Origin of the sequence: Citrobacter sp. Cpo032, assembly GCF_030332975.1 — a bacterium.
Taxonomy (GTDB): domain Bacteria; phylum Pseudomonadota; class Gammaproteobacteria; order Enterobacterales; family Enterobacteriaceae; genus Citrobacter; species Citrobacter portucalensis.
On sequence record NZ_JAOWGU010000044.1, the window covers coordinates 242,604 to 259,343 of the forward strand.

General features: G+C 54.4%; 17 protein-coding genes. 3 read left to right on the plus strand and 14 right to left on the minus strand.

Translation table 11 applies throughout. The features are described from left to right. Positions 1-8: 8 nt before the first annotated feature. The 8 genes from cvpA to pdxB all read right to left on the minus strand — a co-directional run bounded on the left by cvpA (position 9) and on the right by pdxB (position 7,608). A complete protein-coding gene (gene cvpA / locus OGY33_RS12300) occupies positions 9-497 on the minus strand; it encodes a colicin V production protein (protein ID WP_003028129.1) in 489 nt (162 codons plus the stop codon). 213 nt (positions 498-710) lie between these two features. Then, on the minus strand, positions 711-1,379 hold the full coding sequence (gene dedD / locus OGY33_RS12305; RefSeq protein WP_003834793.1) for a cell division protein DedD: 669 nt from the start codon (positions 1,377-1,379) through the stop codon (positions 711-713). Continuing rightward, positions 1,369-2,637 carry a bifunctional tetrahydrofolate synthase/dihydrofolate synthase gene (gene folC / locus OGY33_RS12310; protein ID WP_048215850.1) on the minus strand — a complete coding sequence of 423 codons (1,269 nt, stop codon included), beginning with the start codon at positions 2,635-2,637 and terminating at the stop codon, positions 1,369-1,371. Before folC ends, dedD begins: the two co-directional genes overlap by 11 nt. Positions 2,638-2,829: 192 nt before the next feature. Then, complete coding sequence (gene accD, locus OGY33_RS12315) at positions 2,830-3,744, minus strand: acetyl-CoA carboxylase, carboxyltransferase subunit beta (protein ID WP_003834797.1); 915 nt, start codon at positions 3,742-3,744, stop codon at positions 2,830-2,832. Positions 3,745-3,893: 149 nt separating this feature from the next. Continuing rightward, on the minus strand, positions 3,894-4,553 hold the full coding sequence (locus OGY33_RS12320; RefSeq protein WP_003028140.1) for a DedA family protein: 660 nt from the start codon (positions 4,551-4,553) through the stop codon (positions 3,894-3,896). 24 nt (positions 4,554-4,577) lie between these two features. After that, positions 4,578-5,390, minus strand: a complete 813-nt coding sequence (truA, locus tag OGY33_RS12325; RefSeq protein ID WP_191238266.1) for a tRNA pseudouridine(38-40) synthase TruA — start codon at positions 5,388-5,390, stop codon at positions 4,578-4,580. Beyond that, a complete protein-coding gene (locus tag OGY33_RS12330; RefSeq protein WP_008785360.1) occupies positions 5,390-6,403 on the minus strand; it encodes an aspartate-semialdehyde dehydrogenase in 1,014 nt (337 codons plus the stop codon). The genes truA and OGY33_RS12330 overlap by 1 nt, the downstream gene beginning before the upstream one ends. A 68-nt stretch (positions 6,404-6,471) precedes the next feature. After that, on the minus strand, positions 6,472-7,608 hold the full coding sequence (gene pdxB, locus OGY33_RS12335) for a 4-phosphoerythronate dehydrogenase PdxB (RefSeq protein ID WP_079939919.1): 1,137 nt from the start codon (positions 7,606-7,608) through the stop codon (positions 6,472-6,474). Positions 7,609-7,716: 108 nt separating this feature from the next. Between pdxB and flk the strand changes: the two genes are divergently transcribed. Then, complete coding sequence (flk, locus tag OGY33_RS12340) at positions 7,717-8,718, plus strand: flagella biosynthesis regulator Flk (protein ID WP_048216403.1); 1,002 nt, start codon at positions 7,717-7,719, stop codon at positions 8,716-8,718. Here flk and OGY33_RS12345 read toward each other — a convergent pair. Continuing rightward, entirely contained in the window at positions 8,715-9,893 is a 1,179-nt protein-coding gene (locus OGY33_RS12345) for an MFS transporter (RefSeq protein WP_003834805.1), read from the minus strand. The two genes, flk and OGY33_RS12345, sit on opposite strands and share 4 nt — an antisense overlap. Before the next feature lie 293 nt (positions 9,894-10,186). On the opposite strand from OGY33_RS12345, the gene OGY33_RS12350 reads away from it, so the two are divergent. Next, positions 10,187-10,702, plus strand: coding sequence for a YqhG/Tai3 family protein (locus OGY33_RS12350; protein ID WP_191238265.1), 516 nt, complete (start codon positions 10,187-10,189; stop codon positions 10,700-10,702). Positions 10,703-10,754: 52 nt separating this feature from the next. Here OGY33_RS12350 and fabB read toward each other — a convergent pair whose 3' ends face one another. Next, the gene (gene fabB, locus OGY33_RS12355; RefSeq protein ID WP_006683621.1) at positions 10,755-11,975 is read right to left on the minus strand and encodes a beta-ketoacyl-ACP synthase I; all 1,221 of its coding nucleotides are present in this window, start codon (positions 11,973-11,975) and stop codon (positions 10,755-10,757) included. A gap of 159 nt (positions 11,976-12,134) precedes the next feature. On the opposite strand from fabB, the gene mnmC reads away from it, so the two are divergent. After that, a complete protein-coding gene (gene mnmC, locus OGY33_RS12360; RefSeq protein ID WP_191238264.1) occupies positions 12,135-14,135 on the plus strand; it encodes a bifunctional tRNA (5-methylaminomethyl-2-thiouridine)(34)-methyltransferase MnmC2/FAD-dependent 5-carboxymethylaminomethyl-2-thiouridine(34) oxidoreductase MnmC1 in 2,001 nt (666 codons plus the stop codon). A gap of 114 nt (positions 14,136-14,249) precedes the next feature. Here the strand turns inward: mnmC and OGY33_RS12365 are convergent, their stop codons facing one another. From OGY33_RS12365 to mepA, 4 genes are read right to left on the minus strand one after another with little or no spacing between them, the layout of a single operon-like run. Beyond that, complete coding sequence (locus OGY33_RS12365; RefSeq protein WP_003028163.1) at positions 14,250-14,525, minus strand: YfcL family protein; 276 nt, start codon at positions 14,523-14,525, stop codon at positions 14,250-14,252. A 32-nt stretch (positions 14,526-14,557) separates the two neighbouring features. Continuing rightward, the gene (locus OGY33_RS12370; RefSeq protein WP_191238263.1) at positions 14,558-15,106 is read right to left on the minus strand and encodes an elongation factor P hydroxylase; all 549 of its coding nucleotides are present in this window, start codon (positions 15,104-15,106) and stop codon (positions 14,558-14,560) included. Beyond that, on the minus strand, positions 15,106-15,915 hold the full coding sequence (locus tag OGY33_RS12375) for a sulfite exporter TauE/SafE family protein (RefSeq protein ID WP_003834821.1): 810 nt from the start codon (positions 15,913-15,915) through the stop codon (positions 15,106-15,108). Before OGY33_RS12375 ends, OGY33_RS12370 begins: the two co-directional genes overlap by 1 nt. Next, the gene (gene mepA / locus OGY33_RS12380) at positions 15,915-16,739 is read right to left on the minus strand and encodes a penicillin-insensitive murein endopeptidase (protein WP_032944099.1); all 825 of its coding nucleotides are present in this window, start codon (positions 16,737-16,739) and stop codon (positions 15,915-15,917) included. The genes OGY33_RS12375 and mepA overlap by 1 nt, the downstream gene beginning before the upstream one ends. Position 16,740 lies beyond the last annotated feature (1 nt).

The window sequence follows — 16,740 nt, forward strand, 5'->3', positions numbered from 1 at the left end:
CCCAAAGTTTATACTTTGGGCAAGAAACTTGACGAGCTTTGCAGATAGTCAAAGAACCATCTGATGATGAAACTGAACTGCGGGATCAGCTGTGACTTACCCCAGTCTTCACTTTTCGACAGACCGGTAAAGGTATCGAGAAAGAACAGTATGGCGGCGACGATCAACGCTCCACGCAAAGCACCGAAGCAGATCCCCAACACCCTGTCGGTACCCGACAGTCCTGTTTTCTCTACCAGTTGGCCTATCACAAAGTTAACGATAGCGCCGACGATAAGTGTCGCGATGAACAGTATCGCGATAGCAATCCCATTTCGAACCAGTTCGTCTTCAAAGCCCGTAAACCAGACAGACAGGTAAGTGTAGTAATGGCTGGCGACAAAGAAAGCACAACCCCAAGTCACCAACGATAATGCTTCACGAACAAAGCCACGGATCAGGCTAACCAGACAGGAAAAACCAATCACCGCGATAATGGCGTAATCAATCCAGACCATATGTGTCCCACGATTTTACGCCCTGTCGTCCTGTTCGGGGCGCATTCTAACAGAAAAAGAAAACGTTTGCGTAGGGATTTCCTTTCCACGCGTAAATAAAAATGGCGCTGAAAAAATCTTCAACGCCATACGATTTTATGCCTCTTCGGACACTGCCGGATGGCGGTGTAAACACCTTGTCCGGCCTACATCAGAGCAACGTAACGCAATCCCTTAGTTAGGGGTATACCCCATCACCACCCCGCTCAAACCAGAGATCTTCTGCAGCTCGCCCAGCGAGTTCTTCAGCTTATCTTTGGAGGCGTCAGGCCCTACGAGAATGCGGGTTATTTTACCCTGCACCGGCGTTGACGGGGAAGTATATACCCGGAAGCCCGCGCCACGAAGTTTACCCACGATCTCATTGACCTTATCCGCGTTTTTCAGCGCACCGAGTTGTACAACGTACGCTTTGCCGGTTGGCGCTGGCGCTTCCTCAGCGGCCGGTTTCGGCGCTGGAGTCGGTGCCGGTGTTGGTGTCGGGGCGACGGCAACAGGCTGCGGTTTCGGTTTAGGTTTCGGTGGTTCCACAGGCGCAGGGACAGGATCTAACTCCGCGCTGTTTGCCGTCGTCAAACGTGATGGATCCAACGATGGCGCGGCAGCATCACCCGCACGCACCTCTTCTGCCGCCCCTTCCGGCGGCTGAGTCGGCAGCGCCTGCGTTGCTGCAGGCATCATGTCTGGTTCATCGCGATCGCCGGGTTTAGGTACCAGTGGGATCGCTGCAAATTCATCCTGATAATGCTTTTTCTGGCCGTCAAGCAGCCCGGGAAGCACAATCACCCCGAGCGCGACCAGCACAATTGTGCCGACTAATCGATTCTGAAACTTACTCGCCACCGCTTCTCCCCACGTCTATTACTTCCATGACATGTGCGACAGTGTGAAACGATCCACACACCAACACGGTATCTTCTGGCTTCGCCTCAGCAAGTGCCGCAGTCCATGCCTGCGCCACGCTGTCATAAGCGTTGCCTTTGCCCAGGTGCTCCAGCAGCTGTTCTGCCGTTGCACCACGCGGCCCTTCCAGGGGCGCACAGTACCAGTCGTCAACCACACTTTTCAGCCAAGCCAACGTACCGGCAATATCTTTATCATGTAGCATACCGATAACCGCAAGTACACGCCCGCTTTTCACTAACTTTTTCAGACGTCCGGTCAGATACTCCGCCGCATGCGGGTTATGGGCAACATCAAAAATAACCCGCGGCGACTCGCTCACAATCTGGAAGCGTCCCGGTAAAATCGCTTGTTCGATACCGTCACGAATGGCCTGCTCGCTGACGTTAAGACCGCTTGCGCGCAGTGCAGCCAGTGCGGTTGCAGCATTAGGTTGTGGCACCTGCGGCAACGGCAGGTGCGCCAGCGTTCCATGAGCATCAGTAAACGACCAGTCGTTCTCCGTGACTGCATAGCGCCAGTCCACACCACAACGTTGCAAAATCGCCCCGCTCTCCTGAGCGACATCCGCGATGGTGTAAGGCATTTCCGGTTCGCCGACGATGGCCGGTTTCTCTGCGCGGAAAATCCCTGCCTTCTCACGACCAATACTTTCGCGATCCGGGCCCAGCCAGTCAGTATGGTCAAGCGCAATACTGGTGACTACTGCGACATCGGCATCGACGATATTGGTGGCGTCAAGGCGGCCGCCTAACCCCACTTCCAGAATAACAACATCCAGTTGGGCCTGTTTAAACAGCCAGAGTGCCGATAACGTACCGTATTCAAAGTAAGTCAGGGAAATGTCACCACGTGAGTCTTCAATCTCAGCAAACGAGGCGGTATGAGCTGATTCCGGCAGTTCACGCCCCTGCACGCGCACGCGTTCCGTGTAGCGCACCAGATGAGGCGAACTGTACACCCCAACTTTATAGCCTGCCGCAGTCAGCACAGATTCCAGCGTACGACAGGTTGTGCCTTTCCCATTGGTTCCTGCCACCGTAAAAACAAATGGCGCAGGTTTCAACACACCCAGTTTACGCGCCACCTGGCTGACGCGTTCAAGGCCCAGATCGATGGTTTTACTGTGCAGGTTTTCAAGATAAGAAAGCCACGACGCCAGGGGCGACGCGGCTTGAGGGATACGTTTATTGTCCATGATGCCTGTAGATTCTTTACGTTGAGAAAAGCAAAAGGGCAGCGCCAACCGGCCTGCCCTTTTTTACACGTCGTTTTCCACGTTGCAGATGTGTTGGCTGTACTCGCTCTCCCGAATCACTTAACGGTGTAAGTTCATCGGGATTAACACTCTTGTCGCCTGCCTGCAACCCGAAACCCATAGCGTAAACTATCAGGCCTCTGGTTCCTGATCGGGAACCGGAGGTACCACTTCGCCTTCACGCGGCTCATCCGGATTCGGCGCAGGAAGATTCATCAGCTTCGCCAGGATGCTTGCCAGTTTCAGGCGCATTTCCGGACGGCGGACGATCATATCGATAGCGCCTTTTTCAATCAGGAACTCGCTGCGCTGGAATCCCGGCGGCAGTTTCTCACGTACGGTTTGCTCGATAACACGCGGACCAGCGAAGCCGATCAATGCTTTCGGTTCGGCAATGTTGAGATCGCCCAGCATCGCAAAGCTTGCGGAAACACCACCCATTGTTGGGTCGGTCAGTACAGAAATATACGGTAAACCGCGTTCCTGCATTTTCGCCAGCGCAGCAGAGGTTTTCGCCATCTGCATCAAAGACATCAGCGCTTCCTGCATACGCGCCCCGCCAGAAGCGGAGAAGCAGATCAGCGGACAGTTGTCTTCCAGCGCCTGCTCAACGGCACGGACAAAACGCGCGCCGACCACAGAGCCCATGGAGCCGCCCATAAACGCGAACTCGAATGCCGCAGCAACGACCGGCATACCGTGAAGTGTGCCTTTCATCACCACCAGCGCATCTTTCTCGCCGGTTTCTTTCTGCGCAGAAGCCAGTCTGTCTTTGTATTTTTTGGAGTCACGAAACTTCAGCACGTCTTTCGGCTCAAGCTCGCTACCCAGTTCCACAAGAGAACCTTCATCTAACAGGCTATGCAGGCGATTGCGCGCCGACATGCGCATATGATGGTCACACTTCGGACAGACCTCAAGATTACGTTCCAGCTCAGCACGGTATAAAACCTGACCGCAGCTATCACACTTGGTCCACACCCCTTCAGGAATGCTTGCCTTGCGGGTGGGAGTAATGTTGCTTTTAATTCGTTCAATCCAGCTCATTGGTGACCTTTCTGCCTGAACCCTAGTCAGCTTTGTTATAAGGGGCGCATAATGCCATTTTTGCCCCTAACAGACCATGAATGTTGCACATTAAAACATAACAGCCCGAAACTTTGGATAAAAAAGTGGTCGAACCGCTGAGTTACTTTCTATTTTGCAGCCCGTGACGCAGCACGCTTATGGCGAATTACTTCAATCACCCCCGGCAATACGGAAAGGACGATAATCGCCACAATCAATAATTTCAGGTTTTCCTGGACGATCGGCAGATCGCCGAACAGGTAGCCTGCGTAGGTGAACAACAATACCCACAGCAATGCGCCTACGACGTTATACATCGCAAAGTGACGGTAGGACATATGTCCCATACCGGCAACAAACGGCGCAAATGTACGCACGATTGGCACGAAACGCGCCAGGATAATCGTCTTACCGCCATGACGCTCGTAGAACGCATGGGTTTTATCCAGGTAGCTGCGGCGGAAAATTTTGGAGTTCGGGTTACTGAAAAGTTTTTCCCCGAACAATCTGCCAATCGTGTAGTTCACCGCATCGCCCACAATCGCCGCCACAATCATCAGTGCCACCATCAGATGAACATTGAGATCGTTGGTTGGCAGCGCAGAAAGCGCACCCGCAACAAACAGCAGCGAATCCCCTGGCAGGAATGGTGTCACCACCAGCCCGGTTTCACAGAACAGGATCAGAAACAGAATGGCGTATACCCAGATACCGTATTCCGCAACCAGCTCCGCCAGGTGCACATCAATGTGCAGGATAAAATCGATAAGAAAGTAAATCAGGTCCATAGTTTTGCCTTTATACGACTCAAATTAGTCCGCCAGAAATAGCGGGCCCATAGGCGGTTTTGGCAGGTCGAACCGGTCCGGGTAATCTACCGCAACCAGATACAATCCTTCCGCTTTCGCCGTTGCCGCTGCCAGCGTTCTGTCCTTTGCCGCTAACAGTTCTGCTATCCAGCTCTCCGGCTGGTTGTTGGCGCCAACTTCCATCAGGCTGCCGACAATATTCCTGACCATATGATGTACAAAGGCATTCGCTTTAATATCCACCACCACATATGCACCGAAACGTTCGACGTTAATGTGCATCACGTTTCGCCACGGCGTGCGCGACTGACACTGCACCGCTCGAAACGAGGTAAAATCATTTTCGCCAATCAGACACTGGGCCGCACGATGCATACGCTCAGCGTCCAGCGGTTCATAGTAATGGGTTACCCCTTTACCCAAAACCGCAGGGCGCAACCGATGATTGTAGATGATGTAGCGATAACGGCGAGCCGTGGCGCTAAATCGGGCATGAAAATCATCGGGTACAGCTTTAACCCAGCGCACGGCGATGTCACCAGGTAAATTCGCATTTACCCCCAGTGTCCAGGCCGCATCTTTACGCTGGGCAGCGGTTTCAAAATGCACGACCTGCCCAGTGCCATGAACGCCCGCATCCGTGCGTCCTGCACAAAAAACATTGATGCGTTCATTCGCCACCTGAGAGAGCGCTTTTTCCAGTTTTTCCTGAACGCTACGCACTTCGTTCTGGCGCTGCCAGCCATAATATTTGCTGCCGTCATACTCAATGCCCAGCGCAATTTTATGGGTTGACGGCTGTTGCTGGTCAGACATTAGTACAGGTACTCCTGCACCAGTTTTTCCGCAATTTTCACCGCCATTAACGCGCCGCCAAAGCGTACGTTGTCCGCCACAGACCAGAACTGAACCTGCTCTGGCATACCGTAATCATTATGCACGCAGCCAATAGAAAGGTGCGGCGTGCCCGATGCATCGCCAACCTGGGTCGGGAAGTCGGTCTCTTCCGACAACACCACGTCTTCACCGCGTGAAAACGCATCGCGCGCTTCTTCCGCCGCCAACGGGCGCAGGGCCTCAAAATTTACCATCTGCGCGTGGCCATAAAATACCGGGGACTGCACGATGCTGGCAGAGATGAGCAGACCGTCATCCTGCATAATTTTGCGCACTTCATCGACGATACGACGCTCTTCACGCACGCTACCTTCACGATCGGGCAGCAGCGGCAGCATGTTGAATGCCAACTGACGGCCAAAGAAATCATCTTCGTCAATCGGGATGCCGTTAAGCAGTTTTGCACTCTGTCCGGCCAGCGCATCCACCGCTTTTTTGCCATGAGCGGAAGCTGAGATAATATTGGTCACCGTAATACGCGAAAGCCCACCGTCATCAATCAACGGTTTCAGCGCAGACAGCAGTTGGCTGGTCAGACTGTTAGGCACTGCAATCACATTGCGGTTACGGTAATCCGCCAGCACGAACGGGTTAACGTCCGGAACCACCAGCGGAACGTCTGGCTCAAGCGCGAACAGACCGCTGCTGTCGATCACCAGGCAACCCGCATTAGTGGCTTCTTCTACCCATGCGGCGGTGGCTTCAGCGCCCGCAACAAAAAATGCCAACTGTGCCTGCGTCCAGTCAAAGTCTGCAACGTCCTGTACTATGACCGATTTACCGTTAAAACGCAGATGTTCACCGGCGCTTTCATTACGCGCCAGCGCATAAATTTCACCGACCGGGAACTGGCGTTCAGCCAGCGTATCGAGCAGGGCTTCGCCTACGGCGCCCGTTGCGCCCAGAATGGCAATATTCCAGCCTTCAGACATGGTGATTTACTCCAAGAAATACGTAAGCGTCCCTGTCGCATTATTCGACAGGGAGCATTAAGAAGACATTAATGTGCCGGATGATGAACAGCGTTAAAACCCAGCTTACACAATAAGGCAGCAGCCGTTGCGTCGTCACACATCACATATAAAGACGACCATTCACGACGCTCAAGGTAATTTTTACGCAGTTTATCAAACTCACCCGGAATTCCAGCGACTTTACGCAGCGGCGCATCATCGCGGCGCACATCATACACTAAATGCACCAGCCTTTTCAGCGTTGGCTGATCTAACGGGCCGTGCAGGGTGATACGACCAAATTCCGGCGCGGGTAACAGGGTACTGAGCGCAACGTGCTGCTCGTGACCAATAAACTTACTATAGGCCTCAAAGACCTGCGTGGTGCCACGCGCTTTTCCTTCGAGGGTATACCCGGCAATGTGCGCCGTGCCGATATCGGCTTTCTCCAGCAACGCCACATTGAGATCCGGCTCTCCTTCCCAGACATCCAGCACAACGCTCAGCGACTGACCGGCATTCAACCGGTTCAGCAATGCCGTATTGTCGATGACCGGCCCACGGCAGGCGTTGATCAGAATAGTGCCCGGCTTCAACCGGCTAATCAGCGCGTCATCCGCCATGTGCAGCGTTTTGTACGGCCCGTCTTTAAACAGCGGGGTATGGAAAGTCAGCACATCGGCTTGCTCAACCAGTTCATCCAGCGAGCAGAAATTGCCTTCGTCACCGCGATCGGCTCGCGGTGGATCGCACAGCAGCGTGCGGATCCCCAGCGCTTCCAGACGCGCCTGCAAACGCCCGCCCACGTTGCCCACACCCACAATGCCTACGGTGCGATCGCGTAACGCAAACCCGTCGCGCTCCGCCAGCATCAGCAACGCTGAAAAAACATATTCTACGACCGCTATTGCGTTACAACCGGGCGCGGCGGAAAAACCGATCCCCGCCTGCGCAAGCCAGGCGTCATCCACATGGTCTGTGCCAGCGGTTGCCGTACCGACAAATTTAACCGGTTTTCCGCCAAGCAGTGATTCATTTACTTTCGTCACCGAGCGCACCATTAAAGCATCCGCATCATCCAGTTCAGCAACGGGAATCGGACGACCGGGAACCGCTTTGACCTCCCCCAAACGACTGAACAGTTCGCGGGCATAGGGCATATTTTCATCAACGAGGATTTTCACGTCTTTCGCACCTGTTTGAGAACGAGAGTTAACCGGGCAAGTGTGCCATAATCTCGCCGCCAGGCATACTGCGAGACCTGGTCAGCACAGATTTAAGGAACAGAGATGATGCAGCCCATTTCAGGTACGCCCGCACGCCCTCCCGGCGAAGGCCAAAATGCCCCTTCCGCTGCGGGTGAACAACCGTTATCCACGCAACAACGTACTGTGCTGGAACGGCTAATTACCCGTTTGATTTCACTCACCCAGCAGCAAAGCGCTGAGGTGTGGGCCGGAATGAAGCACGATCTGGGCGTCAAAAGTGATACGCCGCTGCAGTCTCGTCACTTTCCTGCCGCTGAGCAAAACCTTAACCAACGACTGGGGGTTGCTCAGCAAAATCATGTTAATCGTCAGGTGCTTTCGCAGCTCACTGAATTACTGAGCCAGGGAAATAATCGCCAGGCGGTGAGTGATTTTATCCGTCAGCAGTATGGGCAAACGGCGCTCAGCCAGCTCACGCCTGAGCAGTTGAAGAACGTGCTCACGCTGCTGCAACAAGGACAGCTGTCGATACCGCAGCCGCAGCAGCGCCCGGCTACCGATCGCCCGTTGCTCCCCGCAGAGCACAATACGCTGAACCAGTTAGTTACCAAACTGGCGGCGGCCACAGGAGAATCCGGGAAGATGATCTGGCAGTCGATGCTGGAGTTGTCTGGCGTAAAAAGCGGTGAGCTGATCCCTGCCAAACAGTTTACGCACCTGGTCACCTGGCTGCAGGCGCGCCAGACGCTCAGCCTGCAAAGCGCCCCTACGCTACAAACGCTCCAGGCGGCGCTGAAGCTGCCATTAGAGCCGAATGAGCTGACAGCGATAAAAGAATACGCACAGCAGACGTATCAGATCCAACCACAATCGATTCTGACCACGGTGCAGGTGCAGGACTTGCTCAATCAAATTTTCCTGCGTCGCGTGGAACGAGAACGTGAGCTCATCGATCCGCGTCATCTGCAGCCCATTTACAGCCCGTTCGCGCCGATGATTGAAACGGTTAAATCTCTGTCGGCACGACCGGGACTGCTGTTTGTTGCGTTGATGATTGCGTTAGCCATTTTCTGGCTGGTCGCTTAACCTTTACGCAGCGTAAGCAACGTTACAATAATCCCCACCACGGCGGATATCGCCCCGGCAAGGAACACTGAGGGATAACCGTACGCGGTGGCCAGCACCCCGGCGACCGGACCGCTTATGCCGTAGGAGATATCCTGAAACGCGGCGTAACCGCCCAGCGCCGTACCGCGAACCTGCGCGGGCACTCGCTTCACCACTTCGACGCCCAATGCCGGGAAGATAAGCGAACACCCGGCCCCGGTTAATGCCGCCCCGAGCAGCGCAATCCAGGCCGATGGGGCCTGCCACAGCAAAATCAGCCCCGCTGTTTCCACCAGCAAAGAGACAACGGCAACCTTCACGCCGCCGAAACGGTCCGGCATCCAGCCAAACAGAATGCGCATCAGCACAAACGCCCCACCAAACGCAGTCAGGGTGAACCCCGCCATCGTCCAGCCGTTGCTGACAAAATAGAGTGAAATAAAGGTACCGATCACCGCAAAGCCAACGCCCTGCAGCGCCAGGCCCAGGCCCGGTTTCCATATAAGCCCGACTACGCTCCATAAAGAAGGACGTTCTCCTGCATGCGCAGGCACTTTGCGCACGGTGCCGTTGAATGCCCATGCCAGCAACGGTAATACCATCGTCGTTCCCGCCAGCGCCGCGAAGCCAAAGTGGCTGTGGATCAACAGGCCCAACGGTGCACCGGCGGCCAGCGCGCCGTAAATCGCCATTCCGTTCCACGACATCACCTTACCGGAGCGTGTTGGGCCGACCAGCCCCAACCCCCAGGTCAGCGTACCGGTGAGCAGTTGGCTTTCGCCAAAGCCGAGGATCAAACGCCCGACGATTAACAACGCAAATTTTACGGGAACAGAAACAGGCAATAGCGCGGCTAAAAGCCACGCCGCGCCTGCCAGCCCACAGGCAAACATCCCCTGTAGCGCCGAGCGTTTAGCACCATATTGATCGGCTAAGCGCCCGGCGTAGCCGCGCGTTAATACCGTCGCCAGAAACTGTACACCTACGGCGATACCGACCATGGTGTTGCCATAGCCCAGTTCCTGATGCACAAACAGAGGAATCACGGGCAAAGGGAGACCGACCGTCATATAGGTCAGGAAAACTGCAAAAGCGATACGAAACAGCGAAAAGTTCGCCGAAGGTGTTTTTTCTTGTTGGGTTACAGCTGTCATGCGTTACTCCAAAATGCAGAGTAAGGCGAGGAATGCCCACGCCCCCTCTACCTGACTATCAGGATTAAGGTGCGTTGGATAACGTTAAACGCTTACGCATTATCAAGAGGATAATGTTGAAGCTGGAGTCTGCCTGTGAGGGGCTAAACTTGTCAACCTCGAAATCACCGAAGGCATCCACAAAACAGAGGGTTATATTATCGAAGAAAAGCACTAACAATGAGGAAATAGTTTTCAATCAGAGGGACACTCAACGATCCATTTTGTCGGAATATATTTTTAGGGACACGGTAATGAAAGCATTTTCGCTTATTGCTCTCATCCTGATGCTTTGCGGCTGCTCTGCGCCTCATCAAGACAGCACACAGGCTGTAAAACAGTTCTATCTCTCATGGATGAACATTAACACCCAGGATCTGGATACACCTCATGACACATCCGCATTAATGCAGCGCTATGTAGCAAAAGACCTTATCGAACGCCTGGCGCTGATTGATTCCCTTTACGAGCAGGAAATCCTCGGAGCAGACTACTTTATGTACGTTCAGGATTACGACCCCAAATGGATCCCGCAGCTACGGGTCGGGCGAGCACAACCTTTTCTCGGCGGTGAAAAAGTTGATGTTCAGTTAGGCACAGGGTCGATACCGCTTCAACTGGAGGTCTATACGCGTTGGGAAGACGGGCGCTGGAAAATTTATCGCGTTCGCGATATTAGCGATAGTTATGAGCACCTCATCTACAGCGCCGGGGATATTACCCGTGCGCAAGCGTGGTCGGCGGAAATCGCGCCGGATTACGAAAAATGAATAAATAAAAAAGGGAGCCATCAGGCTCCCCTTTGCATCTTATTTTGCAGACTTACGCTTTCAGCTTACGCATTACCAGCGTAGCGTTGGTGCCGCCAAAGCCGAAGCTGTTGGACATCACGGTGGTCAGCGCCTGCTCGGTCGGTTTGGTCACGATGTTCAGACCCGCCGCCTGCTCGTCCAGCTCTTCAATGTTGATGCTCGGCGCGATAAAGCCGTGTTCCAGCATCAGCAGAGAGTAGATAGCTTCCTGTACGCCAGCCGCGCCCAGAGAGTGACCGGTCATGGCTTTGGTTGCCGAGATTGCCGGGCTCTTATCGCCAAACACTTCACGGATTGCGCCCAGCTCTTTCACGTCGCCTACCGGAGTAGAAGTACCGTGGGAGTTCAGGTAGTCGATAGGCGTGTCAACGCCGTGCATCGCCATCTGCATGCAGCGTACTGCGCCTTCGCCAGACGGGGCAACCATGTCTGCGCCATCGGAGGTAGCGCCGTAACCGACGATTTCCGCGTAGATATGCGCGCCACGAGCCAGAGCGTGTTCCAGCTCTTCAACCACCACCATACCGCCGCCACCTGCGATAACAAAACCGTCGCGGTTTGCATCATAGGTACGGGAAGCTTTAGACGGGTCGTCGTTATATTTGGTAGACAGCGCGCCCATGGCGTCGAATTCACACGCCATTTCCCAGCACAGCTCTTCGCCGCCGCCAGCAAAAACGATGTCCTGTTTGCCCAGCTGAATTTGTTCCACAGCGTTGCCGATACAGTGCGCAGAAGTCGCACAGGCAGAGCTGATGGAGTAGTTTACGCCGTGAATTTTGAACGGCGTTGCGAGGCAGGCAGAAACGCCGGACGCCATCGCTTTGGTGACCACATACGGGCCAACCGCTTTCAGACCACGCGGGCTACGCATTGCGTCAGCGCCGAACACCTGAAAACGCGGGGAGCCGCCGCCGGAACCTGCAATCAGGCCAACGCGCGGGTTGTTCTGGTAATCTTCTGCTGCAAGGCCGGCATCAGCCACTGCCTGTTCCATAGAAAGGAATGCATAGATGGATGCGTCGCTCATAAAGCGCACTACTTTGCGGTCAATGAGGCCAGTGGTATCCAGTTTTACGTTGCCCCAAACGTGGCTACGCATGCCGGAGTCCTTCAGCTCCTGAGAGAAAGTGATCCCTGAACGTCCTTCACGCAGAGATGCCAGGACTTCCTGCTGGTTATTACCGATGCTGGAAACGATGCCCAAGCCAGTAATCACTGCACGTTTCATTCAATACCTCTGTAAGTCGCACTATTTTAAAGTTTCGAGTGGCACAATAGCGTACACTTGTACGCCGAACAAGTCCGATCAGCCATTTAATGTGGAAATTTGCGCAGCCAGGCACTCATCGCTAAGATCGGGGCACAGCCTGCCAGACGAGTAACTTACGTGAAACAATACGCTATACAACCTGCAAACCTTGAATTCAACGCTGAGGGTACACCTGTTTCCCGAGATTTTGACGATGTCTATTTTTCTAATGATAACGGGCTGGAAGAGACACGTTACGTCTTTCTCGGCGGGAATCATCTCGCCCAGCGATTCCCCGCGCATTCACGTCCCCTCTTGGTGGTGGCAGAAAGCGGGTTTGGCACCGGACTTAACTTCCTGACGCTCTGGCAGGCATTTACCGGTTTTCGCGATACCCATCCTGAAGCTACCCTGGAAAGATTACATTTCATCAGTTTTGAAAAATATCCGCTAACGCGCGAAGATCTCACCTTAGCCCATCAGCACTGGCCAGAACTTGCCCCGTGGGCCACGGCGCTGCAAGAGCAATGGCCGCTGCCACTGGCGGGATGCCATCGCCTGCTCCTTGATGAAGGACGCGTCACGCTGGATCTGTGGTTTGGCGATATTAACGAACTGACCAGTAAGCTCGATGACTCCCTGAATCAAAAAGTGGACGCCTGGTTTCTGGACGGTTTCGCACCGGCAAAAAATCCGGATATGTGGACGCCAACGCTGTTTAACGCAATGGCCCGTCTGGCTCGTCCCGGCGGTACGCTGGCGACCTTCACCTCAGCGGGCTTTGTGCGTCGGGGGTTGCAGGAAGCCGGGTTTACGATGCAAAAATGCAAAGGCTTTGGTCGCAAACGTGAAATGCTCTGTGGCGTAATGGAACAGACGCTGACGCTCCCTTCATCGGCTCCCTGGTTTGCACGTTCCGGAACAGATAAACGCGAAGCCGCCATTATTGGCGGGGGGATTGCCAGCGCATTGCTGTCGTTGGCGTTACTGCGTCGCGGTTGGCAGGTCACACTCTATTGCGCCGACGATAATCCAGCCGGGGGTGCCTCCGGCAATCGCCAGGGCGCGCTTTATCCGCTACTCAGCAAGCATGACGCGGCCATTAATCTCTTTTTCCCCACCGCGTTTACCTTCGCTCGTCGACTGTATGACGCCCTCCCCGTTGAGTTCGCGCATGACTGGTGCGGTGTGACGCAACTGGCGTGGGATGAAAAAAGCCAGCAAAAAATCGACAAAATGCTGTCCCTTGAATTGCCTGATGCGCTCGCCGTCAGCGTTAACGCAGAGCAGGTTTTACAAACGACCGGCGTCGAAACCGGATGCGGCGGGATTCAGTACCCTGCCGGAGGATGGCTGTGTCCGGCACAGTTAACCGCCGCCGTATTCGACTACGCCGCAACGCTGGGATTACGCACGCGGTATCAACATACGCTGGCCTCGCTGTCTCGCCAGACAGAACACTGGCAATTGACGTTTGCCAGTGGCGAAACCGCCACTCACGCTGCTGTAGTTCTGGCTAACGGGCATCGCATTAACGGCGTTGAGCAAACGCAGTCGCTACCGGTCTACTCCGTAGGCGGTCAGGTGAGTCACATTCCTACCACGCCTTCGCTTTCAGCGCTGCGCCAGGTGCTGTGCTATGACGGCTACCTCACGCCGCACAACCCGCAAAACCAGCAGCACTGCATTGGCGCCAGCTATCATCGCGGAAGTGAAGAAACGGTGTATCGCGCGGACGATCAGCAGCAAAACCGTCAGCGCTTAATAGATTGTTTCCCGAATGCCTCGTGGGCAAAAGAAGTAGACGTTAGTGGCAATGCCGCCCGTTGTGGAGTGCGCTGCGCCACGCGCGATCACATGCCGATGGTCGGCAACGTCGCTGATTATGACGCCACGCTCAGCCAGTATGCCACTCTTGCCGAAGACAAAGAGCACGCCGTAAACGCCCCGGTGTATTCCGATTTATTTATGTTAGGTGCACTGGGCTCGCGCGGGCTGTGTACTGCCCCGCTGTGTGCAGAAATTCTGGCATCGCAAATGAGCGATGAACCTATACCCATGGATGCTAGCACGCTGGCAGCGCTGAATCCGAATCGTCTGTGGGTGAGGAAGTTATTGAAGGGTAAAGCGGTGAAATAAGATAGCATCTCGCCATTGCCTGATGGCGCTACGCTTATCCGGCCTACAACCCCCGTCCGCGTAGGCCGGATAAGACGCCTTCGCGTCGCCATCCGGCACAATCCACTGCAATTATTATTGCGTTGCCTTCTGGAACAGTGTGTCCCACATCTCTTTCACTAACGCCTGGTCACGCGGCGAGAGTTCGCCTGCGCTGATGGCTTTTTCCAGGCTGCTGGTCACATTGGCGTACAATGCCTCAGCGGAATGGTCCTCGCCAGCATCCAGCTCAGCCACAGCCAGCGTCAGGTGCCCACGCAAATAGCCACTGGCAAACAACTCATCATCGCTGGCGTGCTCTACCATATCGTCGATTAATGCCAGAATGCGTGATTCAAACTCCGCGATCATCTTATTTCCTCATTGTAAACGTGGCAGCGGCTTCAGTTGAGCGCTTCGGGCCACGGGAATTGTTCCGCCGTAAGTTCAGGCGTGTGATAATAATTCTGTAACGCGTTAATGAAACGCGCCGGACGTTCAGGGATCCCCTTTTCCAGGTACTCCATCACCTGAGCATGAACACGGCGCTGGAATACCACGCGATCCGGTTCAAAGTCTCCTTCCAGATTGTCGCAACTGACGTTAAACGGGTAGCCCGCCGCCATGCAAAACAACCAGTCAAACGCCTGCGGCTTCACTTCCACATCTTCAAACTGGCATTGTGTCTTCGCGTCTCGTCCGTCCGGGCAGTACCAGTAACCGAAATCGACCAGCTCACGACGGGCTTTACCGGCGATACACCAGTGTGAAATTTCGTGTAACGCACTGGCGTAATAACCATGCGCAAAAACGATACGGTGATACGGTAATTCCGCATCCGCTGGAAGATAGATCGGTTCGTCGTCGCCTTTAATCAGACGGGTATTAAATTCATCGGCAAAGCAGCCGTTAAAAATCTCAATTAACTCTTCGTAGTGATGCGTATTATTCATTAGTTCATCCCCAGCCAGTGGAGAATCTCCTGTCCATGATTATCATAAAGTAGCTTGGCGCTCATCACGGCGGAGACAATAACGATCATTGGCCGAATGAGTTTTTGTCCTTTGCTGAGTACCAGTCGAGAGCCCATCCGTGCGCCAATAAACTGGCCAATGAGCATCACAAAACCTGTCGCCCAAATCACTTTGCCGCCGAGGGCAAACAGCAACAACCCACCGATATTCGATGTGGCATTTAATACTTTGGCGTGGGCCGTCGATTTCGCCAGGTTGTATCCGCACAGCATGACAAAAGCCAGCGCGTAGAACGACCCCGCCGCCGGACCAAAAAAGCCATCGTAAAAGCCGACGCAGCCCCCGGCCACCAGCGCGAAAGGCAAACCGTGCAGTCGGCGCTGTCGATCCTCTTCCCCGATTTTCGGCATCAACAGAAAGTAAAGGCCAATACAGATAACCAATACTGGCAGGATCTGACGCAGAACATCTGACTGCACGTGCTGAACCAACAGCGCGCCACTCATTGAACCGATAAAGGTCATGAAGATATTGAGTTTCTGATCCGCCAGATTAACCACACCCCGACGAATAAAATAGAGGGAGGAAGAGATAGATCCCCCGCAGGCTTGCAGCTTATTGGTCGCCAGCGCTTGCGCAGGTGGCATCCCGGCCGCCATCAATGCCGGGATGGTGAGTAGACCACCACCTCCGGCCAGAGAATCAATAAAACCTGCCAGCATCGCCACAAAAAAAAGCACACCTAACAGCAGTGGCGACACCATAAACAGAGAGGCAAAATGATCCATTAGAGTACATGCTCGTCCAGTAGCGCCTGGCAGGAAGGCGGCAACGGCGGCGGTGTCTTCTTCTCAGGCTTGGTGGTTCCAGGTTTTGGAGGTTCGAACCAGCTTTGCAGCTCTGCGCCACAGCCGTCACCCGGTGGCGGTAACGGTTGATCTTCGCACTCAAGGCTGTCGGCAGGGCAACGTAACCGCACGTGCATATGCGCACGATGCTGGAACCACGGCCGCACTTTACGCAACCAGTCCCTGTCGGTCCCTGCATCCAGACAAAGTTGTTGCTTAATCGCCGGATTCACGAAAATACGCGTTACTTCATTATCTTTTGCAGCCAGCCTGATCAGGCTGAAAATCTCCGGTTTCCACAGTGACGGCACAACACGTTTGCCATCCTGTGAGACCAGATCTAACGCCTGCGGCCGCAGCAGTTGCGACTGGGTCCAGCGCGTTTTCGGCAGTTGCAGGAAAATATCCACATCCAGTCCCGTCTGGTGGCTGGCGTGACCGCCATTGAAACGCCCACCGGCCGGCATCCCCATATCGCCGATTAACACCGTGCCCAGTCCCTGACTATTGGCCTGATAACTCAGACGCTGGATAAACCTCACCAGATCCGGATGGCCAAAGTAACGACGCTGATCGGTACGCATCACCTGATAATGTTCTGACTGTACAGGCAGCGTATCAGCGCCAACAATACAGCCATTGGAAAACGCGCCGATAGACTGCGCACTTCCTGCAACCGGATGGGTAATTTTCTGCCAGGGCGTCGCCGCCAGACAGGCGGTACTGGCAAACAGAGCCAGCGCCGCAAGTGCCGTTTTTTTCATC

Bases quoted from the DNA above. Each gene is read 5' to 3' on its own strand.
- OGY33_RS12365 (WP_003028163.1), bottom strand. From the start codon at position 14,525: ATGATCGCGGAGTTTGAATCACGCATTCTGGCATTAATCGACGATATG.
- OGY33_RS12375 (WP_003834821.1), bottom strand. From the start codon at position 15,915: ATGGATCATTTTGCCTCTCTGTTTATGGTGTCGCCACTGCTGTTAGGT.
- mepA (WP_032944099.1), bottom strand. From the start codon at position 16,739: ATGAAAAAAACGGCACTTGCGGCGCTGGCTCTGTTTGCCAGTACCGCC.
- fabB (WP_006683621.1), bottom strand. From the start codon at position 11,975: ATGAAACGTGCAGTGATTACTGGCTTGGGCATCGTTTCCAGCATCGGT.
- OGY33_RS12350 (WP_191238265.1), top strand. From the start codon at position 10,187: ATGAAAGCATTTTCGCTTATTGCTCTCATCCTGATGCTTTGCGGCTGC.
- accD (WP_003834797.1), bottom strand. From the start codon at position 3,744: ATGAGCTGGATTGAACGAATTAAAAGCAACATTACTCCCACCCGCAAG.
- folC (WP_048215850.1), bottom strand. From the start codon at position 2,637: ATGGACAATAAACGTATCCCTCAAGCCGCGTCGCCCCTGGCGTCGTGG.
- flk (WP_048216403.1), top strand. From the start codon at position 7,717: ATGCAGCCCATTTCAGGTACGCCCGCACGCCCTCCCGGCGAAGGCCAA.
- OGY33_RS12370 (WP_191238263.1), bottom strand. From the start codon at position 15,106: ATGAATAATACGCATCACTACGAAGAGTTAATTGAGATTTTTAACGGC.
- OGY33_RS12330 (WP_008785360.1), bottom strand. From the start codon at position 6,403: ATGTCTGAAGGCTGGAATATTGCCATTCTGGGCGCAACGGGCGCCGTA.
- OGY33_RS12345 (WP_003834805.1), bottom strand. From the start codon at position 9,893: ATGACAGCTGTAACCCAACAAGAAAAAACACCTTCGGCGAACTTTTCG.
- truA (WP_191238266.1), bottom strand. From the start codon at position 5,390: ATGTCTGACCAGCAACAGCCGTCAACCCATAAAATTGCGCTGGGCATT.
- cvpA (WP_003028129.1), bottom strand. From the start codon at position 497: ATGGTCTGGATTGATTACGCCATTATCGCGGTGATTGGTTTTTCCTGT.
- OGY33_RS12320 (WP_003028140.1), bottom strand. From the start codon at position 4,553: ATGGACCTGATTTACTTTCTTATCGATTTTATCCTGCACATTGATGTG.